21 protein-coding genes are annotated in these 23,557 nt (G+C 58.3%); 13 read left to right on the forward strand and 8 right to left on the reverse strand.

All coding sequences use genetic code 11. The features are described from left to right. Positions 1 to 7: 7 nt before the first annotated feature. The 3 genes from Pan181_RS06635 (at position 8) to Pan181_RS06645 (ending at position 4,416) form a co-directional block, all read left to right on the forward strand. On the forward strand, positions 8 to 832 hold the full coding sequence (locus Pan181_RS06635; protein WP_145246080.1) for a hypothetical protein: 825 nt from the start codon (positions 8 to 10) through the stop codon (positions 830 to 832). After that, a complete protein-coding gene (locus Pan181_RS06640) occupies positions 829 to 2,709 on the forward strand; it encodes a hypothetical protein (RefSeq protein ID WP_145246081.1) in 1,881 nt (626 codons plus the stop codon). The genes Pan181_RS06635 and Pan181_RS06640 overlap by 4 nt, the downstream gene beginning before the upstream one ends. A gap of 753 nt (positions 2,710 to 3,462) precedes the next feature. After that, on the forward strand, positions 3,463 to 4,416 hold the full coding sequence (locus Pan181_RS06645; protein ID WP_145246082.1) for an IS110 family transposase: 954 nt from the start codon (positions 3,463 to 3,465) through the stop codon (positions 4,414 to 4,416). Between the two features lie 1,650 nt (positions 4,417 to 6,066). On the opposite strand, the gene Pan181_RS06650 is transcribed toward Pan181_RS06645, so the two are convergent. From Pan181_RS06650 to Pan181_RS06660, 3 genes are all read right to left on the reverse strand, one after another. Continuing rightward, positions 6,067 to 6,660 (reverse strand): hypothetical protein, encoded by a 594-nt coding sequence (locus Pan181_RS06650; protein WP_197528987.1) that lies wholly within the window; start codon positions 6,658 to 6,660, stop codon positions 6,067 to 6,069. 326 nt (positions 6,661 to 6,986) lie between these two features. Next, positions 6,987 to 8,975, reverse strand: a complete 1,989-nt coding sequence (locus Pan181_RS06655; protein WP_197528988.1) for a mucoidy inhibitor MuiA family protein — start codon at positions 8,973 to 8,975, stop codon at positions 6,987 to 6,989. A 139-nt stretch (positions 8,976 to 9,114) separates the two neighbouring features. Continuing rightward, positions 9,115 to 10,062, reverse strand: a complete 948-nt coding sequence (locus tag Pan181_RS06660; protein ID WP_145246085.1) for a universal stress protein — start codon at positions 10,060 to 10,062, stop codon at positions 9,115 to 9,117. Positions 10,063 to 10,336: 274 nt separating this feature from the next. On the opposite strand from Pan181_RS06660, the gene guaB reads away from it, so the two are divergent. The 7 genes from guaB to Pan181_RS06695 all read left to right on the forward strand — a co-directional run bounded on the left by guaB (position 10,337) and on the right by Pan181_RS06695 (position 15,709). Further along, complete coding sequence (gene guaB / locus Pan181_RS06665; RefSeq protein ID WP_145246086.1) at positions 10,337 to 11,845, forward strand: IMP dehydrogenase; 1,509 nt, start codon at positions 10,337 to 10,339, stop codon at positions 11,843 to 11,845. After that, entirely contained in the window at positions 11,829 to 13,127 is a 1,299-nt protein-coding gene (locus tag Pan181_RS06670; protein ID WP_197528989.1) for a hypothetical protein, read from the forward strand. Before guaB ends, Pan181_RS06670 begins: the two co-directional genes overlap by 17 nt. Positions 13,128 to 13,227: 100 nt before the next feature. Next, entirely contained in the window at positions 13,228 to 13,788 is a 561-nt protein-coding gene (locus tag Pan181_RS06675; RefSeq protein WP_145246088.1) for a hypothetical protein, read from the forward strand. After that, entirely contained in the window at positions 13,785 to 14,333 is a 549-nt protein-coding gene (locus tag Pan181_RS06680) for a hypothetical protein (RefSeq protein WP_197528990.1), read from the forward strand. Before Pan181_RS06675 ends, Pan181_RS06680 begins: the two co-directional genes overlap by 4 nt. 84 nt (positions 14,334 to 14,417) lie before the next feature. After that, positions 14,418 to 15,026, forward strand: coding sequence for a hypothetical protein (locus Pan181_RS06685; RefSeq protein WP_145246090.1), 609 nt, complete (start codon positions 14,418 to 14,420; stop codon positions 15,024 to 15,026). Positions 15,027 to 15,057: 31 nt separating this feature from the next. Next, a complete protein-coding gene (locus Pan181_RS06690) occupies positions 15,058 to 15,312 on the forward strand; it encodes a ribosomal protein L7/L12 (protein WP_145246091.1) in 255 nt (84 codons plus the stop codon). A gap of 76 nt (positions 15,313 to 15,388) precedes the next feature. Further along, on the forward strand, positions 15,389 to 15,709 hold the full coding sequence (locus Pan181_RS06695; protein ID WP_145246092.1) for a gamma-butyrobetaine hydroxylase-like domain-containing protein: 321 nt from the start codon (positions 15,389 to 15,391) through the stop codon (positions 15,707 to 15,709). A gap of 96 nt (positions 15,710 to 15,805) precedes the next feature. On the opposite strand, the gene Pan181_RS06700 is transcribed toward Pan181_RS06695, so the two are convergent. Further along, entirely contained in the window at positions 15,806 to 16,618 is an 813-nt protein-coding gene (locus tag Pan181_RS06700) for an SDR family NAD(P)-dependent oxidoreductase (protein ID WP_145246093.1), read from the reverse strand. Between the two features lie 285 nt (positions 16,619 to 16,903). Between Pan181_RS06700 and pyk the strand changes: the two genes are divergently transcribed. After that, entirely contained in the window at positions 16,904 to 18,382 is a 1,479-nt protein-coding gene (gene pyk / locus Pan181_RS06705) for a pyruvate kinase (protein WP_197528991.1), read from the forward strand. A gap of 9 nt (positions 18,383 to 18,391) precedes the next feature. On the opposite strand, the gene Pan181_RS06710 is transcribed toward pyk, so the two are convergent. After that, positions 18,392 to 19,291, reverse strand: coding sequence for a hypothetical protein (locus Pan181_RS06710; RefSeq protein ID WP_145246095.1), 900 nt, complete (start codon positions 19,289 to 19,291; stop codon positions 18,392 to 18,394). Positions 19,292 to 19,336: 45 nt separating this feature from the next. Continuing rightward, complete coding sequence (locus Pan181_RS06715) at positions 19,337 to 20,182, reverse strand: NAD(+)/NADH kinase (protein WP_145246096.1); 846 nt, start codon at positions 20,180 to 20,182, stop codon at positions 19,337 to 19,339. 245 nt (positions 20,183 to 20,427) lie between these two features. Here Pan181_RS06715 and Pan181_RS06720 point away from each other — a divergent pair, with 245 nt between their 5' ends. After that, positions 20,428 to 21,417 (forward strand): HD-GYP domain-containing protein, encoded by a 990-nt coding sequence (locus tag Pan181_RS06720; RefSeq protein ID WP_145246097.1) that lies wholly within the window; start codon positions 20,428 to 20,430, stop codon positions 21,415 to 21,417. Here Pan181_RS06720 and Pan181_RS06725 read toward each other — a convergent pair. Beyond that, positions 21,380 to 22,321 (reverse strand): IS5 family transposase, encoded by a 942-nt coding sequence (locus tag Pan181_RS06725; RefSeq protein WP_145244898.1) that lies wholly within the window; start codon positions 22,319 to 22,321, stop codon positions 21,380 to 21,382. The two genes, Pan181_RS06720 and Pan181_RS06725, sit on opposite strands and share 38 nt — an antisense overlap. Before the next feature lie 97 nt (positions 22,322 to 22,418). Here Pan181_RS06725 and Pan181_RS06730 point away from each other — a divergent pair, with 97 nt between their 5' ends. Next, positions 22,419 to 22,799: a PilZ domain-containing protein gene (locus Pan181_RS06730; RefSeq protein ID WP_145246098.1), complete on the forward strand. Its 381-nt coding sequence runs from the start codon at positions 22,419 to 22,421 to the stop codon at positions 22,797 to 22,799. On the opposite strand, the gene Pan181_RS06735 is transcribed toward Pan181_RS06730, so the two are convergent. Next, positions 22,800 to 23,477 carry a hypothetical protein gene (locus Pan181_RS06735; RefSeq protein ID WP_145246099.1) on the reverse strand — a complete coding sequence of 226 codons (678 nt, stop codon included), beginning with the start codon at positions 23,475 to 23,477 and terminating at the stop codon, positions 22,800 to 22,802. Positions 23,478 to 23,557 lie beyond the last annotated feature (80 nt).

Raw genomic sequence — 23,557 nt, forward strand, 5'->3', positions numbered from 1 at the left:
CGCTCGTATGAAACCATTCGCCCGTCGCCGCCTTCGTTCGCTTGCCATCGCCTTTCTGGTAGTGGTCGGGCTGGGGTATTGGTTGCAGTGGATCGACCAAGGCCTCGGCCGCCGGTCGTACATGTCGGGTTACGTGCTGTATGGTCTGGTCGCCTTCTTGGCCGCGTTCAACGTCCGCAAAAAGTTGCCGACGTTGCCGCTCGGGAATGCCTCGACCTGGTTGCAGCTGCACATCTATGTCGGTCTGGTCACTGCTGGATTGTTTGTGATGCACATCGGCTGGCGACTGCCGAACGGGTGGTTCGAGTGCATGCTGGCCACATCGTTTTCGATGACCACAGTTAGCGGCATCCTCGGATTGATCATGACGCGCCGCACGCCGCAGATGCTCAACCGGGTCCGCGACCAGGTGGTCTACGAGCGGGTGCCGATCCTGCGCCGGGCGTTGGCGGTTCGCTCGCGAGAGATGGTCATGCAGTCGGTCGCCGACTCCGGCGCGACGACGCTGGCCGATTTCTACGCCGGGCGGCTGTTCGACTTCTTCGCCCGCCCACGCCCGTTTGGCTACTACCTAAAGCCGTCGAGCACGCGTCGCAAGCGTCTGCTGTACGACATGAAACAGCTCGACCGCTATCTCTCGGTGCCCGAACGCGATGCCTGCGAGCAGTTGTTCGCCATGGTACGCGAGAAGGACGACCTCGACTTCCAGGAGATGCAGCAGCGCTGGGTGAAGCTGTGGTTGTTCTTGCATATCGCGTTGACCTACGTGCTGATAGTGTTGGCGACGCTGCACGGCGTGCTGGCGCTGTCGCATCGGGGGGACGTGCTATGAGGGAGAAACTGCCGAAGTCGAACATGGTGGGGTACGATCGCCCGCACCAACCGTGGGTTTGCGGCCGCCTGGCCGAGGGCGATCCGTGTGCGTTTGGTCCTAGTGAAAAAGGCATCTGCCCAGCGCTCGCTGAGTGCAAGCCGGTGGAGATCGATGGCCACTGGCAGTGCGACCGCCCCGCGACCCGCGGCGGTCCGTGCGAGGAGGGTCCTGCCGACCAGGGACATTGCTGTCGTGCGAAAAAGTGCCAACCTACTCGTAGTTTGCGTGCCAAGCGGGGAGTGATTGTTCGTGCGGCCATGGTGTTTGCTACTGGTGTCGTACTGATGATGCTCGGCGGCAGCGCCCGCAACGAATGGCTCGCTCCAGGGCCGCTCTGTTCGCAACACTCGCAAGTGCTGCAAGGTCAGGCGTGGGAAACCCGTTGCACGAGTTGCCATGCCGCGGCCGAGCACCAGGTCGGTAGCTGGTTCACCGCGGTAGTCGGTGCCAAGCTCGGGCCGGTGCAACCCACCAAGTGTCTGGCGTGTCACGACAAGACGATCGACGCCGAGCGGGCGCTCTGGCCGCACAACGTGCCGGCCGACTACCTGAGCAGCCTGGCCGATCCGGTCCGCGAAGCTCATCATGGTCACCCGCCTGCGGAGCTGGCCTGCTCGGTTTGTCACCAGGAGCACCACGGCGCCGACCACGACCTGGCTGCCATGGCCGACGATCGCTGCCAGGCGTGTCACACGCAGCATTATCATCGCTTCGACAGCGACCATCCTGAGTTCACCCGCTGGCCTTATCAGCGACGCACTCGCATTGCTTTCAATCACTCCACGCACCAAGGCAAGCACTTCGTCGAGAAGCAGCATGAGTTCACTTGCCAGCAGTGCCATGTGGAGGATGCATCCGGCGTGGTGCAAATGACGCTTGGTTACGACGCTTCCTGTGCGGAGTGTCACAACAGCGACATCGCTACCAGCTCGGCCAGCGGCGTGACTGCGGTCGCGCTGCCGATGCTCGATACCGAGTTGCTCGCCGAGGCGGGGCACGACCTTGCTGACTGGCCGGCCCGTGCGACTGGCGACTTCGATGGCAAGCTGCCGGCAGTGCTCAAGCTGCTGCTGGCCGACGATCCGGCCGCCCAGCAGGCGTTTGCCGTGCTGGGACCCGATGCCGACTTCTACGACGTCGACATCGACGATCCCGAGCAACTCACCGCCGCGGCCAACCTGGCGATGGCCATCCAGCGGCGAATCGATCTACTGCAATCACCCGATTCGTCCGAGTCGGCGGAAGTACAAGGGCTCACCGCCGAACTGGTTGCCGCCGCGCGACTCGCCTGGTCCGGCGACGACTCCCCGGCCGAGGCTCCCACACCCCGCTCCGGCACCTGGTGGGTCGACAACGTCGGCCTGTCGATCCGCTACCAACCGACCGGGCACGCCGACCCGCTGCTCAAGGCCTGGCTCGAAGCGATCGTGTCGATCCGCGACCAACCGCTCCGCGAGTCGCTGCTCGCCGAGTTCACCGGCCCCGGCGCATTGGGTCGCTGCACGGTGTGTCATAGCATCGACTCCAGCGACCTCTCCACAGGGCTGCAGATTCATTGGAAATCGCACGACCGCCGCGGCGACCCGCGCGGCTTCACGCGGTTCTCGCACGCCCCGCACTTGCTGCCGAGGGAGCTCCGCGATTGCACGGCTTGCCATGCACTCGACCCGAACGCCAGCACCGAAGGAAGCTACTCCGGCTACAACCCGCAGGCGTTCACCAGCGAGTTCGCCGCCATCAATAAGGCCACGTGCGCGGCGTGCCACCGCTCGGGCGCAGTAAGCGACCGCTGCACGGAATGCCACAATTACCACGTGGATTGGCCCAGCGAGTAGTCTGCTCCCCAGGGGCAGGATGGCGACTCCGAGATAGATTCCCACCGCCCCCAAATAGATTCCCACGACACAGAAAATAGATTCCCAATTTACCCAACGATGGGAAAATTGAATCGGCACGCACTCTATAAAACCAGTGGTTTTCACTCTCGAGTAGATTCCCATTTCCCAAAACGCATCGAGTGGGAATCTATTTTTGCAGTGGGAATCAATCGCAAGTCGTTGGCAGGTAACAAGTTGCATCAACACCTCCACGATAGTTGCCCAAAATAGATTCCCACCCATGGGAAACTATTCTGGAGAGGATTCAGGATTCAGGATTCAGGGGGCAGGAAAAGTGGGATTTAGTAATGCAGAATGCGGAATGTCATCTTGAAGGAGCTTCCATCGACTGAAAGATCTAGCCTACCGCTTACAGCCTAAAGCCCACAGCCAATAGAGCTTCCAGCGAGGCAGCCCCACCACCCGCGTTACCAAAGCGCGCAGCAGCGAACGCCCACGCAACCGAAATCGGGCTCGGAGAGCCCTCCTTGTATCTTGCAGAAAGGTTGGTATCAATAACCGAGCCGTCTTCTGCGGAGTGAGCGCAGCGAACGTAGCAGAAGACGGCGGCCGCCGGTAGATCGTGCCCTCCTGGGTCCTCACGAGACCGAAATTGTAGCTGGATCGCCGGTCGGCCGCCTGTCGAAGTAGCCCGAACAGTCGCCGGAGCTGTCTCATCAACAAGCTCGTATAAGCAAGGAAGGGTAACCGATGGAAAACAGTTTGCAAAGTACTTGGATTGGGGTTGATGTTGCCAAGCATCATTGGGACGTGGTCGTTGCCGGGCAAACCCAGGTGCATCACTTCCCTGCCGACCAAGAGGGATGCCAGCAACTTCAGCAGTTTCTCGCTCAGCATCAGGTAACCCATGCCTGCCTCGAAGCGACAGGAGGCTACGAACGAATGTTAGCCGACTTCCTTCGTGAGCAAGGGATCGTGGTGAGTATCGCCAACCCACGTCAGATTCGCGATTTCGCCCGTACTCAAGGCCAGCTTGCCAAGACCGATCGTCTCGACGCGCTAGTGATCGCTCGTTATGCGGTACTGATGCAGCCCAAGAAGACCAAAAAACCCTCGGAAAACGAGCGGAAACTCGGTTCCCTCCGGACACGTCGGCAGCAAGTGAGCGATGCTCTGACGCGGGAGAAAAACCGGTTGGGTACACAGCACGATGACTTGGTGCGCCAGTCGATTGAAGAAGCCATTGACTTCTACCAACGACAGCTTGAACAGCTCGATCAACAGATCCAACAGCTATTACAAGCCGACGATCAGTTTCGAGAACGCTCGGCACTGCTGACCTCGGTGCCTGGCGTGGGGGCAACGACGGCCGCAGCCTTGATCGCTCACTTGCCAGAGCTGGGATCGCTTAATCGTGGCGAGGCGTCACGTCTTGCAGGCCTGGCACCGATTAACCGTGATAGCGGAACCTTGCGAGGCAAGCGGATGATTGGCGGCGGCCGAGCGGTCGTACGCAAGATGCTCTACATGCCCACTCTCGTCGCGACCAAGCATAACCGAGTCATTCGCGAGCACTACCAGCAGCTGCTGCAACGAGGCAAAGCCAAAATGATCGCCCTTACCGCCTGCATGCGAAAACTACTACTGATACTCAATGCCATGATTAAAACAAATTCCACCTGGAATGACCCCCGGGAGACTTGATTTTCAAGACAGTCGCTACAGCACGCTTGCGTGGTAGATGGTTTCAGTGGTTTGCATGTTCACTCGCTTACATCATTCCATCCTCCAACAACGAACCACTGACGACTAACAACGGACTACAAGGTACCTATCCATTAGAACACCACAGGTGGCCAATTCCCAGTGAAAACTGGAGCATCCAGAAAAATCGTTTATCCCTCGAATTTACCCTCCGCTGGCCCAATTTCAGGAACACGGGTCGGGCTATCAGGCCCGGGGAGGGTAGCACCAGAGAAACTCGCGACAATCAAGCCAGCATGGCAGAGACGCCGAGCAACTGGGTAGCACCGACCGCTGGGCGCACAACGCATGGCCACTTCGCAAAACGCACCACGCCCAGTTCTCGGTGGCCAAAGCCCAACAGGTCGAAAGGTTACCCCATCCGTGATGAACCGTGTGCGTCCGTGGCCAGAAACACTGCTACCGGGGACTCACGTCCCATGCTACGTGCTACCTCCGCTACGCGGTTGGGATGGGAGGAGCTTTCGTGCTGTAGCGAGAATGCGTTCGTTGAACGTGTCGCTCTGCAGGTCGTTCATTGAACACGACAGCGGGTACTCAAAGTGCTATCGGTGCTACACTTGAGAAGTTCTATTTCTGTGTTTTCGTCAAGGTCGAAGACAAAGTACTCTTCTGTGTTGAGTAGCGATTCTTGAGATACTAGCTGCAAGTCAGCTGCCTTCTGGTTATCGACAAAAAGTTGACGAATCGATCCTGCATCGCTCTGGGAGTTACCTGGTTCGGAAACGAGTCGGGTCTGCGAACTGAATCTAATTAGCTCCATGGTGAAGTGATGATCTGGGGCAACAAATGTGAGGTGCGTTGTCTCTGTGGTAGAAAGCGATTGAAGTAGGGCGACAAGAGAAGCGTTGCGGGAATCGCAATCGATGGTCAGCACTCGTTCACTCGTCGGTCGACTCCGATTCACGTGAATCTCAGATACGGCCACGTTGTATTTCACCATGCCAACCGACAATAGGTAGGAACCGTGAATTCGAATGGCTGATCTCAGAGTCCCAGTCAATCGAATGTTCTTTGCTAGATGAATGGCTTTCATCGCACGAGTATGCCTGGTGATATGGCTATCGGTAGAGGTTTAACTCTTATCGGTATCCTCAGGGAAATCGCAATGTAGAGTGCATGTAATGCACCGGCTAATGGTGATTCAGGGTCTTGCGAGTCGGCTGGGTTCTTGGCTCATGTGGCGTCGATATTGTTGGGGCGGCAATCTTCTTGTGGAGGACGGTCTATTATCAGACGAAAGTGCATCTTATAGTTGAGTAAATGGGTGCAACACACTAGTTCTTGGTGCTTGTGCAGGTAATTGCAGATTGCCTTTCACGCGATGAATCCTTATTAATTTATGGTCTTGTAGGAGATGAAGATCTGAACTTTTCAGGATCATGGGGGGCTTGCGCCGTGAACAACCAACCGCACTCTCACCGAGTACAACTGGCTGAGCGGCCCCGATGCTTAGCTCTGAAGGCTAACGTACCTCTACCAGCCATGCTGGGCTTTTTGCTGATGGGTAAATCACCACATGCTCTATGTGAGAAGCGACGATGGAAGGAGTCCAGGGTTGCTGGCAAGCAAGATTGAGTGCGTTCGTTGTCACGGAGTTGGGACGCTTTCGGTGGAGACCAGTTCGTACAGTCCCGGCACGATTGCGTATCCAAGTGAGAACGATGATTGGAAGGGAATGACGACATCGTTCTCTTGTCGTATCGGTAGGTAGCCTTCGTAGTGCCGAATAGTTCCATGGGTCGTTGTGATGGCAATGGTCAACTGTTTTGCAACGTCGTTCTTGCCGGAGTCGTGCAGGTGCGTTGACTGCAACGCCTTGTTGACCGCTAGTTGTTCCTCGGCTCTGAGAGGTTTCCAGGTCACGTCGCTGTCATCCGTATGAATACGGATCGAGGCGATTGGGGCTCGTAAGGAGGTGCGGAAATTGTTGATCCATTTCTGCTGATCATAAAGATGAATGGTTAAAAGCAAACACATGGCGACCAAGCCCCAGCGGATCCAACGCTTCGACCGGTCGCCTGGCTTCGACTGGCCGGGCTCTCCCAAGGCGATGATTGTGGAACCGAGAACGAAGGCAAACACAAAGGAGATAAACAGTGGCAAGATCCATGGAGCGTCTGGTGCAATAATTCGTACAAGCTCGTAAGTAATGACAAAGGTTCCCCCCTTAGCAATCAGCAAGGTGCTCGGGGACTGCTTGCTTTTGTTTCGCGGTATTGTATCCCGATTCATTGCTCGCAATCCGATGGAATGAATGCTGTGGCTAACAAGATAGTAATTTTACGCGGGCCGGCGGGCATGGAAGTTAGTTTTGATCGAATGGTGCCCATTGGCACACTGCAAAAACTCTAGTGTAGTCGCAAAGTGTCAGCCAGCGAAAGGTGTTTGCTACCGCGCACGAAAAAGCCACGGATCAGCACGGAATGCGCCCGGGGGTCAGTGCCCGGGGTGTCCGTGCTTCTCCGTGGCAGGTGGTTGCGAAAGTGGCAAACCGCCAGCGAGCGCGATTAGCGTTTGGCTGGTAGGCCGACGATCGACAGCTGTTTGTCGTACTCGATTTGCATCGTGTACTTCATCACGTAGCGATCCACACCGGTGGCGTTGGCCGGCACTTCGACGTCCCAGCGAAGCATGCCATTTTCCATGTCGTTTTCGCGGAAGTCACGGTCTTCGCTCATCGACTGATCGCTGCTCACCAGCGTGATCTTAATGTCGGCTTCGCCAGCGGTTGGCATGCGATCCATCAAACGCACCTGGGCGGGCTCGGAGCCGAAGTTCTCGATCGATAGCTCGTAGGTGAAGTCGACCACGCGGTTACCACCCTGGATACGTTCGACCTTGTCGACCAACTCGCGTGACGTGCGAAGCGACGAGTCGATGCCGAGGCCGATGCTGAACGATTCGCCGATGCTCACGGTCGGTACTTCGCCGCGGCCGACAAACTCGTCGCCGAGGAACGTGGAAGCTGGGCCGGCGAGCAGCACCTGGTTGCTATCGTTCGTCGCACGGGCTTCTTCGTAGATGCTCGAGGTGAGCACAGGGATCGCCAGGCGGTAGAACTTGGCCGCCAGCGGGTGCGACGAGATCTGGATGAGCTGGCGATCGCTCCGGCTGGGAAGTGTCATCTTACTCGCCAGGCGGTAGCTGACGCTCACGCCTTCGCCTTCGATCTGCTTCAGGTCGTCGGACTTCTTCAGCTCGATGCGGGCGGTGTTGTAGTCGAGGATCTGCATCTTCTGGGCGACATCGTTGAGGAACCGGTCGGCCATCTCGCGATCGCGAATGTCCCAACGATTTGAGACTTGGCCGCTAGCGGGGCCACTGAATTCGCCATTCGCGGGAGCCTCGAACAAATCGCCGGCGGCTGCTTGCTGGTTGGCTTCCTCTTGGGATGGCATAAACGCAGGGGCACGATTCACCCCCTGCGCGGCACCGCCGCCCCCCATGCCCCCCATCGACGAACTGCTACCGAAAGCGAATCCACCGAAGCTATTGCCACGGTTGTCGGCGACGACTTTCCGTTGATTCTCGAGCTCTTCGCGGGCCGCCTTGTAGTCTTTGCCGCTGGCGGCCATCTGGGCAACCAGCTCGGGCTGGGTGCGGCCGAGTTTCACGACAAGCGGATCGAGCGACGGGGCCTGGGCGACCAGCGACGGGGTCGCTGTCGACAGGGTCATCTCGACGTCGGTCCAGTCTTCGCCGCTCATTTGTTGGATCGAAGCGTTGTATTCCAGCAACACGCGATCTTGTTCGCCGGTCGCGCGCAGATTGTACGACGGCGACCACGTGGCGTTCGATACCAGATAGCTGAGCTTGATGCCAGCCGCGTTGGCTTCGGTGACGTTCACGAACACGACCGCTTCGCGAAGCGTTTTGGCCGAGCCAGCCGCGACCATGCCGCGCTTGCGCTGCAGGGTGTTGAGTTGTTGTTCGAGTTCGCGCATCTCGCGGGCGACTTGCAGTTCGCCTTCGGCGATTTCTTCGCGCTGGGTGAAGTTAAAGTCGGTCAGCTCCACCAGCGTTTCGGCGTTGAGCACTCCGTTCTTCAGCTCACGATCAGCAGTGACCGTGGTGAACTGCTCCATCTTGTCGAGGTACTGCTTCCGCTCGTTGAGCAACTGTTGCTTGCGGCGGGCAGTGGCAAGCTCGTCGGTTTGTTCCTGGATCTGGGCGTCGAGGTCGCGAACTTCCTGACGAACGTCGAGTTCCATCGGGCGGACGCGATAGCGGACCGAGCGGATTTCGACCCCCTTCAACGGTTCGGCATACAAACTGGCCGGCAGCACGTTCTCGGGCAAGTTGGTGACCACCACCTCGGCCAGCCCGGAGATTTCGTTCAAACCAACCTGACGGGTGACCAACGCCTGGCCTTGGTAGACCGTGACCGCGGCCACTTCTCCTTCGATGATCATGGGTTCGGAACCAACAGGTTCCATGGCAACGGCCGAATGGGCCAGCATTAGCACAAGACTGGCAGCAAGCAGATGGTGCTTCATGGGAGACTCCAGAGAAAGAGAGAGGGAAGGGCGCAGCGCGTCTACTGGTATTAGACGAACCGTCACTGCATAGAGTTCCCGCGAAGCAGAAAGTTTATTCCTGCTTTTCCTCTTTAGAATCATGAAGCAGCGCGAAACGCTACTTTTTTGGAGGTCGCACGGTGAACAGCGAGCACTCGAGCATGGCCAGCATTTTGTGAGCGGTCGAGCCCACGATCATGCCAGGTACGCCTTCCCAGGCGACAGTGCCCATCAGCAGCAGGTCGATATTGAGCACCCGCGTTTGATCGGCCACCACGTTGCTCGGCACTCCATCAGCTAGGTGCACCACAAGCGGCTTGCTGAGCTGGGCCGCTTCGGCCCGCGCCGAAAGCGCGTTGAGCTTTGTGCGGGCATCGGTCATCGCATGCTCGTGGGCTTGCTGGATGCTGTCCTCGGCAATCTGACTGAATTGCAGGAACGGACGCGATGCTTCTTCCACCACGTGGGTAACGTGCAGCTCGGCGTCGAACAGCTTGGCCAAGCTCAATCCGTAGTCGAACAACTCGTTACAGACCGGGGAGAAGTCGGTGCTGACGAGAATCTTCTTGGGAGTGGTCGTGCTCGATGGCTTCACCACCCATACAGGCACTGTGCAGTGCGACAGCAGGGCGATCGACGTGCTGCCGAGCAGCATGCCGGACAGCAGGCCATGGCCGCGCGAGCCGATGAGCACCAGATCGTGCCCAGCCGAGGCCGCGCGGTCGACCAGCACGGTTCGCGGGCTGCCGAGTTCCACGGAGCTTTCCGCGGTCACGCCCTGCCTGGAGGCGTCTTGCGCTTGGAGCTTCAGGGCTTCCTCGGCCCGACTGAGCACCGTTTTTTCGTCGTCGGAGGCTTCGGAGAGCAGCCGCTTGGTGCGCTCATCAAGGTCGAGCGCCGCCAGGAAGTGGACTTTGGTGTCGGTGTCGCTGTGGGCCTTAGCCGCGGTGGCCAGGGCAATGGCCTCGTCGCACGCGTGATGCGAGGGAGTATCGCCATCGGCCGATGCAAGCCAGTCGCCGCGCGAGAGATCCACCCCTACGAGTATATTTTTGAAGTCCGCCACGACAGCCTCCTACGTGCGAAATGCCGAACTCTGCAGGGCAGAGCGAAACAGATGAGTCTTACTGCATTATTCCGCACAGTAAGGCGGAAAAACAATAGGGTCGCCCGCTTTCTGGCCGGGAGTCCGAAGCTTTCCTCGAGGGAAATGTGCAGTGTGCGGGTGCAACATTTCTCGTCGCTTGCTGCTACAACCCCCAGAGCCTACTTGCCACCTGGGGGGCGAGAGTGCGAAAATACGGGATTCCTAAACACCGCTAGCAGGAGAACATCGCACGATGCCCGAAGACACCAACGCCTTTGCCGACAAGTTTGCCAAAGTTGGTTTGACGTTTGACGACGTGTTGATCCAACCCCGTTTTAGCGAAGTGGTGCCCAGCCAGGTGGATGTGAGCACCAATCTCACGAAGCGCATCAAGCTGAATCTGCCGCTGCTCTCGTCGCCAATGGATACGGTGACCGAGGCCCAGATGGCCATCGGACTGGCCCAAGAGGGGGGCCTGGGGGTGATTCACAAGAATCTGTCGATCGATCTACAGACCAAAGAGGTCGACAAGGTGAAGCGCTCAGCCAACGGCATCATCATCGATCCGGTCACGTTGCCGCCGACTGCTAGCGTTGCTGCCGCACGGGCGACGATGAGCCAATCGAACGTCTCCGGCGTGCCGATCGTCGACGCCCGCGGCAAGCTCGTAGGCATTTTAACTCGGCGAGACATGCGTTTTCTCGAAGGGGACGACTTGCCGATCGCCGACGTGATGACCAAGGAAGCGCTCGTTACGGCCACGGGGACTGTAACGCTTGAGGAAGCTGAAAAGATTTTGATGGCAAAAAAGGTCGAGAAACTTCTGCTGGTTGACGAAGATTACAGACTGACAGGCCTGATTACCATCAAAGACATCGACATGATGCGGCGCTTCCCCAATGCGGTGAAGGATCCGCAGGGGCGATTGCGGGTGGGTGCAGCCGTCGGCGTGTTCGATTTCGATCGGGTGGAGAGCCTCATTGCCAAGGAGGTCGACTTCCTGGTGGTCGACAGCGCTCACGGCCACTCGGGCAATGTGATTGAAACCGTAAAACAAATTAAGAGCCGATTTGACATCGACGTCGTCGCTGGCAACATCGCTACGTACGAGGGATGCCGCGACCTGATTGATGCGGGAGCCGATGCCGTGAAGGTGGGCATTGGACCTGGATCGATCTGCACCACGCGAATCATCTCGGGCATTGGAGTACCTCAGATCACCGCGGTCAGCGAAGCAGCCAGGGCTGCCGAAGGGACCGACGTTACCATCATTGCCGATGGCGGGATTCGATACTCAGGAGACATTACAAAAGCCATTGCTGCAGGTGCCGACGTCGTGATGATCGGCGGCCTTTTGGCCGGACTCGACGAAAGCCCAGGGCAACGGGTGTTGTACCAAGGACGCACCTACAAAGCGTATCGCGGCATGGGGTCGCTCGGCGCTATGGTGCACGGATCAAAGGAACGGTATCGCCAGGCCGACATCGACGACGATGGAGGCAACGGCAAGCTGGTTCCTGAGGGAGTAGAGGGACGCGTACCCTACAAGGGGCCGCTGGGAGCATTCATCTACCAACTGGTAGGCGGCTTGCGAGCGGGCATGGGGTACTGCGGCACCAGGACTATCGCCGAACTGCGTAAGGAAACGCATTTCGTCCGGGTCACGCCGGCAAGTGTTAGGGAGAGCCATCCGCATGACATCGCCATCACGCAAGAAGCGCCAAACTACACCACCGAATATGCCGGTGGTGAGCAAAGCTGACGAGTCGCCAGTGCGGCGTTCGGAGTGCGGAACGCACCTCGATTGCACCGTGCCGGAAGATTCGCTCCGCCTTCCGAACGCCGCATTGCGAGATTCCACCTGGCTGCCAGCCGCGTTGCTGGCCACCCTGGTGTTGTTAGCCAGCGCCTTGCAAGCCTTCGGCGAAGAGCCCGCACCGCTCCAATGGCGGCCTGCACGGGCGATCAAGCCAAACCAATCGACCGAGGTGCAGAAACCCCGCGGCGAATCGGGCTGGGCCACGACTGCCGACGTGCAACCTGCGACCGGCGCAAAACAAACGCAATCAAACGAATCGGGCCGCGTGATTCAGGTCACTTACCGCGAGTCGAGTGGACCGCAGCTCATCACCCAAGGCGAAGCCCGGGTGTCGGGCGTCGTGGTGCACCCTCGCGATCCTCGCTTCAGGGGTACCGGTCCTGCGTATCGTCTTTCGCAAGATCCTTTTGCCGACGATACCGATCTCGACGCAGAGCTGAATCGCCAGATCGCCGAGCCGTTTGGCGATCCCGATCAACAGGCTCCCACCCTCGATGGTCCTGCTCCCGGTTTAGAACCTGGCGAGTTGCCCGAACCGCTGCAGCCAGGTGGTCTCAACGAAGGTGGTCTCGAGATGACTCCACCCGATGGTTTTGATATGCCAGAGGACGACTTCGACGCCCTCGATAACGGCGTTGCCCAGCCAGGCGTCGACCCCACCTTCCAGGATCCTACGCAACAACCGAATCTCGACTCCGAAGCGGCCATCAGCAGCCCGCGGGCTCGCGAGAAGTTCGACGAAGAACGTCGCAAGGCTACCGAAGCGTACGACGAAGCCTTAACGGACCTGCGTTCCGATCGCATTGGGCGCATTCAGCTGGGCATTAGCCTGACTGGGCGAGAAGGACTCGATTACCCCTTCGAGGGGACCATCGACGATGGCACGCTGTACGAGGGTCGTGAATGGCCGGAAGTCACCTACATGTGGAAGGCGGCCGCCAACTGCCACAAGCCGCTGTATTTCGAGCAGCCTCAGCTCGAACGTTACGGCCACTCGTGGGGACCTTATACTCAGCCTTTGATTTCGGGTGCTCACTTCTTTACCCGCATCCCGGTGCTGCCTTACTGCATGGGCATCGAGTCGCCGACCGAGTGCATCTATCCGTTGGGTCACTACCGTCCCGGCAACTGTGCTCCGTATATGATCCCCGCGGTACCGTTCACCTGGCGAGCTGCTTTGTTCGAAGCAGGGGCTGTGACTGGAGCCGCGGCTGCGATTCCTTAATCGCCGCGTGGGCCTAGATTGATTTCAGGAGAGCCAGTGGGAACAATAGTAGTTCCCACTGGCTTTTTTTGTTTCGATCCACTTGGCCACGAGTCGTGCCATGTTGTACGCTATTGTCATACTCGCGATGCTTGCCTTGTGGTTCGTCGCCGCGTACATGGCCTGGTGGGCTTTGATCTGCATTCAGATCAATCGTTACTTCCAATGCGTGAATCTGATCAAGCCTAGGTTTCAGCTGGTCGACCTGCTGGCGGTTTGTCTTACGCTGCAGGTCCCTTTGGTGCTCATCTCGCTGAACGTCCGCTACGGAAGCTTGCCGACCGAGGTCGTGTTGTTCTTCGGCGGAATCTACTCGCTGGTCTATCTTGGCATTGCCTGGTGGGGAGCCGCCGCGCTGTCGGTCATCCAGGTGCGAGGTTCGCTTCGCAGAGGGCTCTTTATCGGTGTGCTGCAACCGTTGGGGCTCGGTTTGATTCTGGCCAGTATTCATGTGCTGCTGTTTGTCCCCTTCATCGTTTACGAAGGCGAGCCAAGCGACACGTACGTCGAACTGCTGATGCTGATTGGCTACATTTTTGGAACTTACCTCTTCTGCCAGGCTTGCAATTGGGTGCGGGCGGGGAGTGAACTGGCACACCATCCATCGAGAACCACTTTGTGATGCAATTTGTTAGTTGTAGTGTAGGCTCCCTCTCCATCCTACTTGGTTGGGGGTACGCTCTGTTTAATCTGGCCAAGGTACAGAATCTGGAACCGGAACCCTCGGCTGATGCGACCGTTCGGTTGCAGCTTGGCGATCTCTTCTCGCTGTTCGTGTTCGTCATCCCTCCGCTACTGGTGATCTCGTTTTTTCGTGAGTCGACCAAGGATCTGTTGTCCGAGTTGTGCATCGGTGGAGGTATGTTGCTGCTGTTCTTTATTGTGCTCTGGTGGTTGTGCGTCGAAGCTTTGTCGCTGCAAGGCATCAGTAGTAACGCACGTCGATTCGCCTGCCTGGCCTTTTTGGTTCCAGCCTCGCTTATCGGAGGTTTGCTGGCGGTGCAACTCCTGGTCTCGGCGCCGTTCGTCATGTTTGATGCCAACCAGCCTTGGCACTGGTGGGCCATCATCTCGGTAGCGACGGGACTGCTCGGTGCGGCCATTGGTTGGGGGCAGCGACGCGTGTTTCGCTTGGGTAAGCCGCAGGTGTCGAGCGACGATCCCTAGCGCTGCGGGTTGTGCGGAACATTCCGCAGCGACTCCGCCGAACCCCCCCCTCGGTGGTTCTCGATCGCAAGGTAGACTTGCGCGATGATCCAATTCTTCTCAGTGATGGTGGTTCTAATCTTCATGCTCGTCGGCTGGGCCTGCGCGCTCATTGCCTTGCGGGCGATGTTCGCAGCGACCAGTGATCAAACGGTCAAACCATCACGGGAGTTCAGCCTGGTCGACCTCATGGCATTGTTCGTTGCGGTGTTGCCCCCGCTGTTGCTGTTTTCGTCCACCGCATCGTTTCCGCATTTCGACTGGCAAACCAAGTTGATCTTCGGTGGACTGCTGATGCTCGTATTCGCCCGCGCGTGGTGGCGAGCCGTGCTGTTGCTCACTCAGCTCAGGATCAACCAGAGTGTGCGTCGATTTGCCTTTCTGGCGATCATTCTGCCGGTGATCCTCGTGGGAACCGTGGTGGTCGCTGGGGGAGTGCTGACTGTGTACCCAGCGCTTACGTACGCAAAGCTGGCCAACGATGGTTGGCTGCTGACGATGTCGCAAATCGGCGGATTGGGTTATGCGATGCAACTTGCCGTGCATTGGGTAAAGCTGGGCTCGCCAGAGTGGCAGCCAGCGAGTGAGCCGGAAGCTCGGCTTGACTCCGCCACGCCGAGCCGGGCACAATTCAACCAACGCCCTCTGCTTTAGCCGATGGACTCATGCGATAGGAGGGTACCGCATGCCGCTTACCGACGAGACACGCGACCAAATCACCGAATGTTTGTTCGCCGGTCGCAAGATTGAAGCGATCAAACTGTATCGCGATGCAACCGGTACAGGGCTGAAGGAAGCCAAGGACTTTGTGGACACCCTGAGTGCTTCACTTCGCGAAGAGTATCCCGAGAAGATGCCTGCCGAGGGGAGCGGGTGTGGTGCCGCGGTGCTCGTATGTGCTGGCTTGGCCACCGCATCGCTCTATAGCTGGCTGGTGTAAGGGCTGCTTGACTTCGAGCCGAGGGTCGGTCAATCTGCATGGTTTGACAACCCTTTCCCTACGACAAGCTTGCAACATGCCCGCGACTCCTACGAAGCTCGAGAAACCATCGGACGATCGCCTGCGGATCACCTGGTCGGATGGTACGCTTCGCGAGTATACGGTTCGCGAACTGCGAGAAGCGTGCCCTTGTGCGAATTGCCGCGAGAAACATGGCGGCCCGCCGGCACCCTCGAACGAACTGCCGGTGCTGCAGCCAGGGCAGGGGGGGCCGATCACCTTGGCCGCGATGCGCCCAGCAGGAAACTACGCTTACAACATCGAGTTCAGCGACGGGCACGATAGCGGCATCTACATGTTCGAGTTGCTCTACCGCCTGGGAAAGCCAGCCGAGTAACGAGCGGGAGCTTTTTCAACGTTTCCACTCCGACGAATTGTTTGCGAACCCCGGGAAAAGCCGCCGTACCTGCCGAGTACGGATGTGCAACGTGCGCTAGCCGCTCATTTTTCGCAGCAGCCAGTCGCCGAGGTTCGGCGAAAGCTGGTTCAGCACAAACAGCAACCGCGCCCGTCGCGGCATGATGAGCTCGGCCTTGCGTTTTTCGCAGGAGCGGAGGATCTTCTCGCACAGCTTGTGGGGATCGATCGAGCCTACCTTGGCCCCGCCGCCCGGTTTGGTCGCCGAGTCGGGCAGCCCTTGAACGGCGGCTCCGTAGCGATCGCCTGCGGTCGGTTCGATGCGTTTGATCGGTCCCGGGCAGACTAGCAGCGTGTGCAGCCCAGCTGGCCCGCGTTCGAGTCGCAGTTGTTGCGCCATGGCGGCGAGCGGAAACTTGCTCTCGCTGTAAGCTCCCAAGAACCGCGGGGCCAGGCGACTGGCGAGCGAGCCAATCATCACGTAGTGGCCGTGACTGGTGGTCAGCGGATCGACCGCAGCCTTGGCCAGATCGAACGCCGCGCGTGTGTTAATTTTCCATAAAGCATCGAACTCCTCGCGACTGGTCGAGGTCAGCTCGCCGCGCATCGAGCGCCCTGCCGCATGGCACACGAAATCGAGCCCTCCCAAGGTCTCCACCACGGAAGCTACGAGTTCATGGGCGAAGCCTCGCTCGGTGATGTCGCCCGGAGCCCCAAGTACGTCGCTGCCATCGACTCGCAGCAAACTGGTGGTTTCGGCCAACCGTTGTTCGTCGCGGCCGTTGATCACCACGCGTGCCCCGGCGGCGATCAAGGTTTCCGCCAAAATACGCCCCAAGCCGGCCGAACCTCCGGTAATGAGGCACGCTTTGTTCTGCCAGTAGTTCATAGAGAAGATGAAGATTCGATGAGCGAAACGCGGAGGCCGTAGCAAGGCTCCATAATAGTCCAGTTCGCAGTCGCTCGCCAATGCAGGCTGAGCGGGTTATAGCGGGCATGCGGTTTGTGGATCGCCAGCAGTGACCTATATTTGCGGAGCGAATATGCCCCGCGGTTACCCCCCACATTCCCAGTATGGCAGCGAGGAGTAAGAATAGTGCCTAGCATGACCTTCGATTTTGCCCCTGCCTCGCGTGCCGACGATACGGCGCTCCCCCACCCCCAATTGCCCGCCATGTCACATTCCCAGGATTTTCGCCAACGAGCTTACACCAAGATCGTTGCCACCCTCGGCCCTGCGACCGATAGCTACGAACGGATCGCTGAATTGGTGCAGAGCGGGGTCGACGTGTTCCGCATGAACATGGCCCACGGTGGACCGGAAGAGCAGCAACCGAAGGTCGACATTATTCGGCAGGTAAGCAAGGACCTGAACCAGCCGGTCGCCATTTTGGTCGACCTGGCGGGCCCGAAGATTCGCTTGGGCGAAGTGGCCAACGGGCTGATTCAGTGCGAGCGGGGCGACGAGTACTATTTTGTCGACGGCGACGAGCCAGGCAACGAACGCGAACTCACCAGCACCTACGAACCGCTCACTTCCGAGTTGTCGAAGGGTGACTCGGTGATGCTGGCCGATGGGTCGGTGATCATGCAGGTGGTCGAGAAGCAGCCAGGCCGAGTGCGGGCGGTGGTGACCCAGGCGGGCGATGTTCGCTCGCGACAAGGCATCAACCTGCCAGGCGTGAAGCTCAGCGCCCCAGCGATTAGCGTGACCGACCATATGCACGCCATCTGGGCAGCCAAGGCTCAGGTCGATTTTGTGAGCCTGAGCTTCGTCCGCGCGCCGGACGAGGTCCGCGCCCTGAAGGACATCCTGCGCTCGTCCGGCTCGAAGGCCGACGTGATTGCCAAGATCGAGAAGCGCGAAGCGCTCGATTGCCTGGAAGAAATCGTGCAGGCGAGCGATGCCATTATGGTCGCTCGCGGCGATCTAGGTGTCGAAATCAACGTGGCCGAGATGCCGATTCAGCAGAAACGCATTATCCGAGTTTGCCACCGCTACGAACGCCCGGTGATTATCGCAACGCAAATGCTCGAAAGCATGCACGACTCACAACGCCCCACCCGGGCCGAAGTGACCGACGTGGCCAACGCGGTGCTCGATGGTGCCGACGCCTGCATGCTGTCGGGCGAGACCGCGATCGGCAAGTTCCCCGCCAAGGCGGTGCAGATGATGAACAGCATCGCCCTGGCGACCGAGAGTGCGATCCCAAGCATGATGCGACGCGACTCGAAACGCGACGACTACGCAACGCTGCACAGCGTCACCCGGGCGGTGGTCTGCGGTGCCGGCATCATCGCTCGTCAGCTCAAGGCAAAGACCCTGGTGGTCTCGAGCCATTCCGGCGGAACCGCACTGGCCCTGTCGCAGCAACGCAATCTGGTGCCGACCATCGGCGTTAGCGCGAAGGAATCGACCCTTCGCAAGATGTGCCTGTACTGGGGCGTCACTCCGCTGCGTGGTGCCCCCGCGTGCGATATGCAGGAGCTAATTCGCTCGGCCGACGGTTGGGCCCGCTTGCTGTTTGATGCGAAGAAGGGCGACCCCATCGTCATCGTCGGTGGGTCCCACCTGGCGGCAGGACCCGACGACGACGAAATGGCTGGCGGCGTGCACGACGTGGTCGTGGTGCACGAAGTCGAAGGAGAGTAGTCGCTTCGACTATTTGACATCCACAGGCTTGCGGGCGATCGAGCTTTCTTGATCGTCCACCAGGTCTTCGGTCATGAGCATCACATAATGCATGCTGCTCGTGGGACCAGCGAAGCCGAGCACCCGTTCGTCGACTTCCATCCGCTGGCTCACGACTTGGCCTTTTTCGATGTCGAACTTCACGGTGCCCTTCATCAATCGTTGAACCAGTTGCGATTGAATCGCAGGGTCGACCGACGACAGCACTTGATAGCTGGCTTCGATGGTAGCGATTCCGTTCGAGACCTTCGTCAGCTCGAAGTGCCGACGAGTTTTTACCTCGCGAGAAGCACCATCGGCGGTTCGCACTGCAACAGTGCGCGGCTCGTTCCAGGTATCGCCCACCGCAACAGGCTCGGCTGGTAGGAGCAAGGTGACCGGGGCCTCGGTATCGGCGGCCGGTTGGTGATGCTTGACCTCGCGCTCGATGACCTCGCCGCGGGGCGACATGCGAATCAAGCTTAGCGGGGTGCCGACCGCACGCGCAGCATCTTCGAATCCGGGAGGAGGCGTCTTGTCCTTCTCGCTGTCGTAAACCATCTCGGCCCGGTCGGGCAGGCGGTTTGTCATTTTCACACGGTCGACCATATGGATAAACTCAATCTCGCCGTCGCTCATGACGTCTTGAACTTTCCAGACTTTCAGCGATTCGCTGCGAGTCACCGCCTTTTGGGTGGTGCCTTCGATAGTGCTTTGCACGCTCGCGCGATGGTCGATGGTGTAGCGAAGTATGTCGCCCGCTTTGAATTTGTAAGCCAGCGTTACCTTCTCGCCAGCAGGAGGGGGAGCCAGGGTCGGTTCCTGGGCTTTCAGCGGGGCGGATACCATCAGAGCGATGGCGAACAGATTGATCCAAGCGGCGGGTTTCATTGTGGAGTCCTTTCCACGAGTTGAACTAGACGGCGTGATGCCAATTTACTCTCTTAATTGACCTCCCCAGCCGAGTTTCTCACGCAGGGTGCGGTAGTAACCTTTGCCAGGAATGTCGAGTTGCTTGAACGTGGCACCGCTTCGTGCAATGCGAACACGGTCTTCCGGATGCAGGGTGGTAATCACCCGTCCATCCAGCACCAGCGAGGTTGCCTCGTTCGGCGCGGGAACCGCCAGTTCGTACACTCGATCGGCCGAGTCGACTACTGGGCGGTTGGTCAACGTGTGTGGGCTAATCGGCGAAATCACGAACGCGTCGAGATCTTTCCGCAGGATCGGGCCGCCTGCCGACAGGCTGTGGGCAGTCGAACCAACCGGCGTACTGACGATCAGCCCGTCGCAACTATAGGTAGTGGCCAATTCGGCGTCAACGTAAAGCTGTACCTGAATCATCGAGAACGGCGAACCTGCTAGCACCGATACCTCGTTCAGGCCGAGCAGTGTCTGTACGGTCGCCCCGTTGCGGACCAGCGAGCAGTCGAACATCAGGTGCTCAACGACATTGGCCTCGTGATGCGCTACGGCCGGCAGGGCTTCGGCCAGGTGCTCGGGTCGCACATGCGCCAGGAATCCCAGCTTGCCTAGATTGACGCCCAGCACGGGGAGTTGCCGCTTGCCCATCAAGTGGGCAGTGCGGAGCATGGTTCCGTCGCCACCGAATACGACGACCATTTCGGCCGATTCGGGAATCGTTCCGTCGGTCAGGTCGAGCACTCGACCAACGACTTCCAAATGTTCGGCAACCACCGGTGCCAGGCGTTCGAGTTCCGCAGTGAGATGCGAACGGCTACCGTCGGCGATTAACACAGCGCGGGGGCGGGGGGTACTCATACGTCCTCGTTTTCATCCAATCAAGCTGGCCTGGCGAATCCTTCAAGTGTCCGGTTCCGGCGGTTCAACGGCAAGAGCACTGGCGGAAAACCCTGTTCAGTGCGGTGAACCAACTGTCGACTCCTCCAGAGAGGACTGGAGAACCGGAATAATCGGAAATCCTATTTGCTGGATGCATTATCCCGCATTTCGTGGGCTAGTCTAGCTTGATGCTTTCAATGGATCACCCAGCGACCTAATACCAAATGGCAACCATCCTTCAGCAACGAAAAATCCCCAGCGGATACGTCCACCTGGCTCCCAGCATGCTCAGGCGGCTGAGTAGCGCCCGGATCGCCGTGTATTATTGTGGGGAAGATTCGGATCATCCGGTGTTGTATCGCGACGCAGAAGTGGAGTTGGACGAAGATACCCTGAAGCGATTGATCGCCGAAAAAGGGAACAACCTGTACGTTCGCCTCAGTGACTTTCGCGACGCCTGCAACGACTTGGCCGCGTCGCTTGGCGACCTAGTGTCCGACGAAACCGTGTCGCCGGCCGATCGTTTTCAAGTGATGCAGATCGCTGTGCGGTTCGAGATTGAACGCACGCTAAAAGCAGTAGGCCCAGGCAAGTTCATCGAACTTGTGGCCAAAGTTTCGCAGCATCTTAACAGCCTGGTGACAGAGAACGAGCTGTTACCGAACGAACTGTTCGCCATAGCTCGGCACGACTCGCAAACATTCTCACACGTGACGAACGTTGCCGCCTACGCGGTGATGCTGGCCCAGCAACTCGGAATCACCGATCAGACCGAGCAACATGAGATTGCCATGGGGGCGATGCTGCACGACCTCGGTAAGCGATCAGTTCCCAAGCATATTATTACGAAGCCTGGTCGCTTGTCCGATGAGGAGAAGTCGCTCATTCGCACCCACCCGCTGCGTGGTTACGAAGAGCTGCATCCCCGAACTGACGTGACCCAAGTCCAGCGATTGATGGTGTATCAGCACCATGAGCACGTGGACGGCAGCGGCTATCCCGTCCGGATCTTGAAGAAAGAAATACATCCCTGGTCGAGATTGCTGGCCGTGGTCGACGTGTTTGATGCCCTGACCGGAAGTCGACCTTATCGACAACCGATGGCAATAAGTGAAGCGTGCGAGTTCTTGTCGGAAAGAGCGGGCAAACATTTTGATAAGGAGATGGCCTTGTTGACTAACTCCACTCGAACTGTGGAAGCCCGAGTTGGGTGAATTGATTGATGATTTTACAGCGCAAGCGGGCTTCCGTTTGTTGGTTTTCGAATACTCGGTTTTTGAGATGGCTCCCAAAGCTTTGTTTCACTCGGTACATGGTCGTTTCCGCCAAGCTTCTACGATGATAGCCCACTTCCTCTTTCCAACTCCTACGCCCCTTGCGTCGAATCTGACGAATTGCCTCGTCCCGGGGCAAAGGCTCCTCCGCAGAGTTGCCATGTTGTTTGATCTTGGCGTTGTGCTGCGGCGGAATCACCGGCTCAATGCCTTCGGATTCCAGCCCTTCATAAACCTTCCACTTGTCGTAACTACCGTCGCCGTGAAACTTTTTTACGGGCTGCTCCACCTGCTCCAGCATTTCGGGAACCGCATCGGCATCGTGGCAACTGTTCTCGGTCAAAATCTCCGCCACAATCTCGCGGGTGTCAGGATTCACCGACAAATGCAGCTTCCGCCATGTCCGCCGCTTCGACTTGCCATGCGTCCGCATCTTCCATTCGCCCTCGCCAAACACTTTCATGCCGGTGCTATCCACCACGATATCGATGTCGCCCCTCTTGTTAGCGATATCGAGCGAAACATTCAGCTTGCTGGCTCGCTTGGCGAGCGAAGAATAATTGGGAATCGCTGCCTCGACGCCCAACATCGCCACCAGCGAGCGGCCGAATCCCTCAGTCTGCCGATAGGGAAGTTTCAGCAGTTCGCGAATCGTCAGCAAGCACTCGATCGCCGTATCGCTGAAGACAAAAGGGCGACCGACTTTTGTCTGGTCGTTAGGATGTTCCCAGTTCTCCAACGCCTCGTCGCTAAACCAAATAGTGATGTTTCCACGCTCGATGAGCGACTTGTTATACTCCTTCCAGTTCGTGACTTTGTAGGTTCGTTTTTCTTTCGTAGCCATGTTCGATCTCCGTAAAAAAGGTACGTGGTTCCATTCCACGTTAGTTTTTACGGAGGTTTGTGACTAATTGTTCAACAAGGCCTAAGGAGATGGTGAAGTGTTGGAACTCGACGATAAAAAATCAGTAGCCATTCCTGCCTGGACCGCGATCCCGTTGCGGGCCGCGCTGCCAGAGAAATTGGGCGACTATTTTGGTCGCTCCGGAGTGATGCCAAGCCTGCCCGATAGCCGCCGGGGATACCATCGCAAGTACATGCGAGCCAAGGCGGTTGCGCAGTATCAGGACACATTCCTGGCAGTTTACCTGGCCGACATCTCCCGTTCGGGGCTTGGGTTCTACTCGCCGATTCAGATTTTCCCTTGCGAAGTCATGAACCTGTGGCTTGGCCGCGAAGGACATATCCAGCTAGTAGCCAAAACCTGCGTTCGGATCGGCCATGCTTGCTATCGCTGCGGTGCGCAGTTTAAGGTCGACTGATTACTCAATGACCTTAGCCGCTATATAGATGGCAAGGCTCGACGATTCGCCCGGCGCGTCAATCTGCATGCCTGAGAGTTGCACGACTTTTCCGGGAGGGCAGCAAGTCGTTGTTTTCAGTACGATAGTGGGCGTTTCCTCGGCGTTCAGTTTGTCGCCATCGGGCGATTCCGAAATCACGACGTTCGATTGTTCTAGGTGGGATTCTTCCAGTACCAGCTCGCACTCGATCGATTCTGGTGGAGCCAATCGAGTTTCGACTTCGAGCCGGCAACCAGTCTCCAAGAAAGAAATCGAGGTTTGCCGGCCACGCGCGGTGGTATTCACATCACGAACCAGTGGAGTTCGTGTCTGAAAAGCGAGCGAGGTGCTTCGCCCGGTCATCACCGCGGTGCTGAGGTGTCGCAGACGATCTAGCTGCTGATTACTATCAAGCTGTGTGAGGTGCTCCACGAACCTCGCCCGGTCCAGCATGGCTGGCAAGGGGGCCTGGTCTTCGCTGGTGGTCGATTGAACGATCCAAACCTCTAATTCCACAATCAGGGGAGGGGGCGATGTCGCGCGAGCCGGCTGATCGACCGGGACTGTGGCCGGTGAATCGTCGGCTGCTGCGAGCTTTACGACGCTGAGGAAAAGAATCAGGGCCACCACGATTCGCCGCCATGGGGTGCGTTGCATCACCTGCTCCTGGGCCTGAGGATGAGTTGCTGGAAACCGCCAGTTAGGAGTTTAACCCCAAGCAGCCAACGATTGCACCA

It is taken from the genome of Aeoliella mucimassa, from assembly GCF_007748035.1.
Taxonomy (GTDB): Bacteria; Planctomycetota; Planctomycetia; order Pirellulales; family Lacipirellulaceae; genus Aeoliella; species Aeoliella mucimassa.

Bases quoted from the DNA above. Each gene is read 5' to 3' on its own strand.
- Pan181_RS06635 (WP_145246080.1), top strand. From the start codon at position 8: ATGAAACCATTCGCCCGTCGCCGCCTTCGTTCGCTTGCCATCGCCTTT.
- Pan181_RS06640 (WP_145246081.1), top strand. From the start codon at position 829: ATGAGGGAGAAACTGCCGAAGTCGAACATGGTGGGGTACGATCGCCCG.
- Pan181_RS06645 (WP_145246082.1), top strand. From the start codon at position 3,463: ATGGAAAACAGTTTGCAAAGTACTTGGATTGGGGTTGATGTTGCCAAG.
- Pan181_RS06655 (WP_197528988.1), bottom strand. From the start codon at position 8,975: ATGAAGCACCATCTGCTTGCTGCCAGTCTTGTGCTAATGCTGGCCCAT.
- guaB (WP_145246086.1), top strand. From the start codon at position 10,337: ATGCCCGAAGACACCAACGCCTTTGCCGACAAGTTTGCCAAAGTTGGT.
- Pan181_RS06675 (WP_145246088.1), top strand. From the start codon at position 13,228: ATGTTGTACGCTATTGTCATACTCGCGATGCTTGCCTTGTGGTTCGTC.
- Pan181_RS06685 (WP_145246090.1), top strand. From the start codon at position 14,418: ATGATCCAATTCTTCTCAGTGATGGTGGTTCTAATCTTCATGCTCGTC.
- Pan181_RS06690 (WP_145246091.1), top strand. From the start codon at position 15,058: ATGCCGCTTACCGACGAGACACGCGACCAAATCACCGAATGTTTGTTC.
- Pan181_RS06695 (WP_145246092.1), top strand. From the start codon at position 15,389: ATGCCCGCGACTCCTACGAAGCTCGAGAAACCATCGGACGATCGCCTG.
- Pan181_RS06700 (WP_145246093.1), bottom strand. From the start codon at position 16,618: ATGAACTACTGGCAGAACAAAGCGTGCCTCATTACCGGAGGTTCGGCC.
- pyk (WP_197528991.1), top strand. From the start codon at position 16,904: ATGTCACATTCCCAGGATTTTCGCCAACGAGCTTACACCAAGATCGTT.
- Pan181_RS06710 (WP_145246095.1), bottom strand. From the start codon at position 19,291: ATGAAACCCGCCGCTTGGATCAATCTGTTCGCCATCGCTCTGATGGTA.
- Pan181_RS06715 (WP_145246096.1), bottom strand. From the start codon at position 20,182: ATGAGTACCCCCCGCCCCCGCGCTGTGTTAATCGCCGACGGTAGCCGT.
- Pan181_RS06720 (WP_145246097.1), top strand. From the start codon at position 20,428: ATGGCAACCATCCTTCAGCAACGAAAAATCCCCAGCGGATACGTCCAC.
- Pan181_RS06725 (WP_145244898.1), bottom strand. From the start codon at position 22,321: ATGGCTACGAAAGAAAAACGAACCTACAAAGTCACGAACTGGAAGGAG.
- Pan181_RS06735 (WP_145246099.1), bottom strand. From the start codon at position 23,477: ATGCAACGCACCCCATGGCGGCGAATCGTGGTGGCCCTGATTCTTTTC.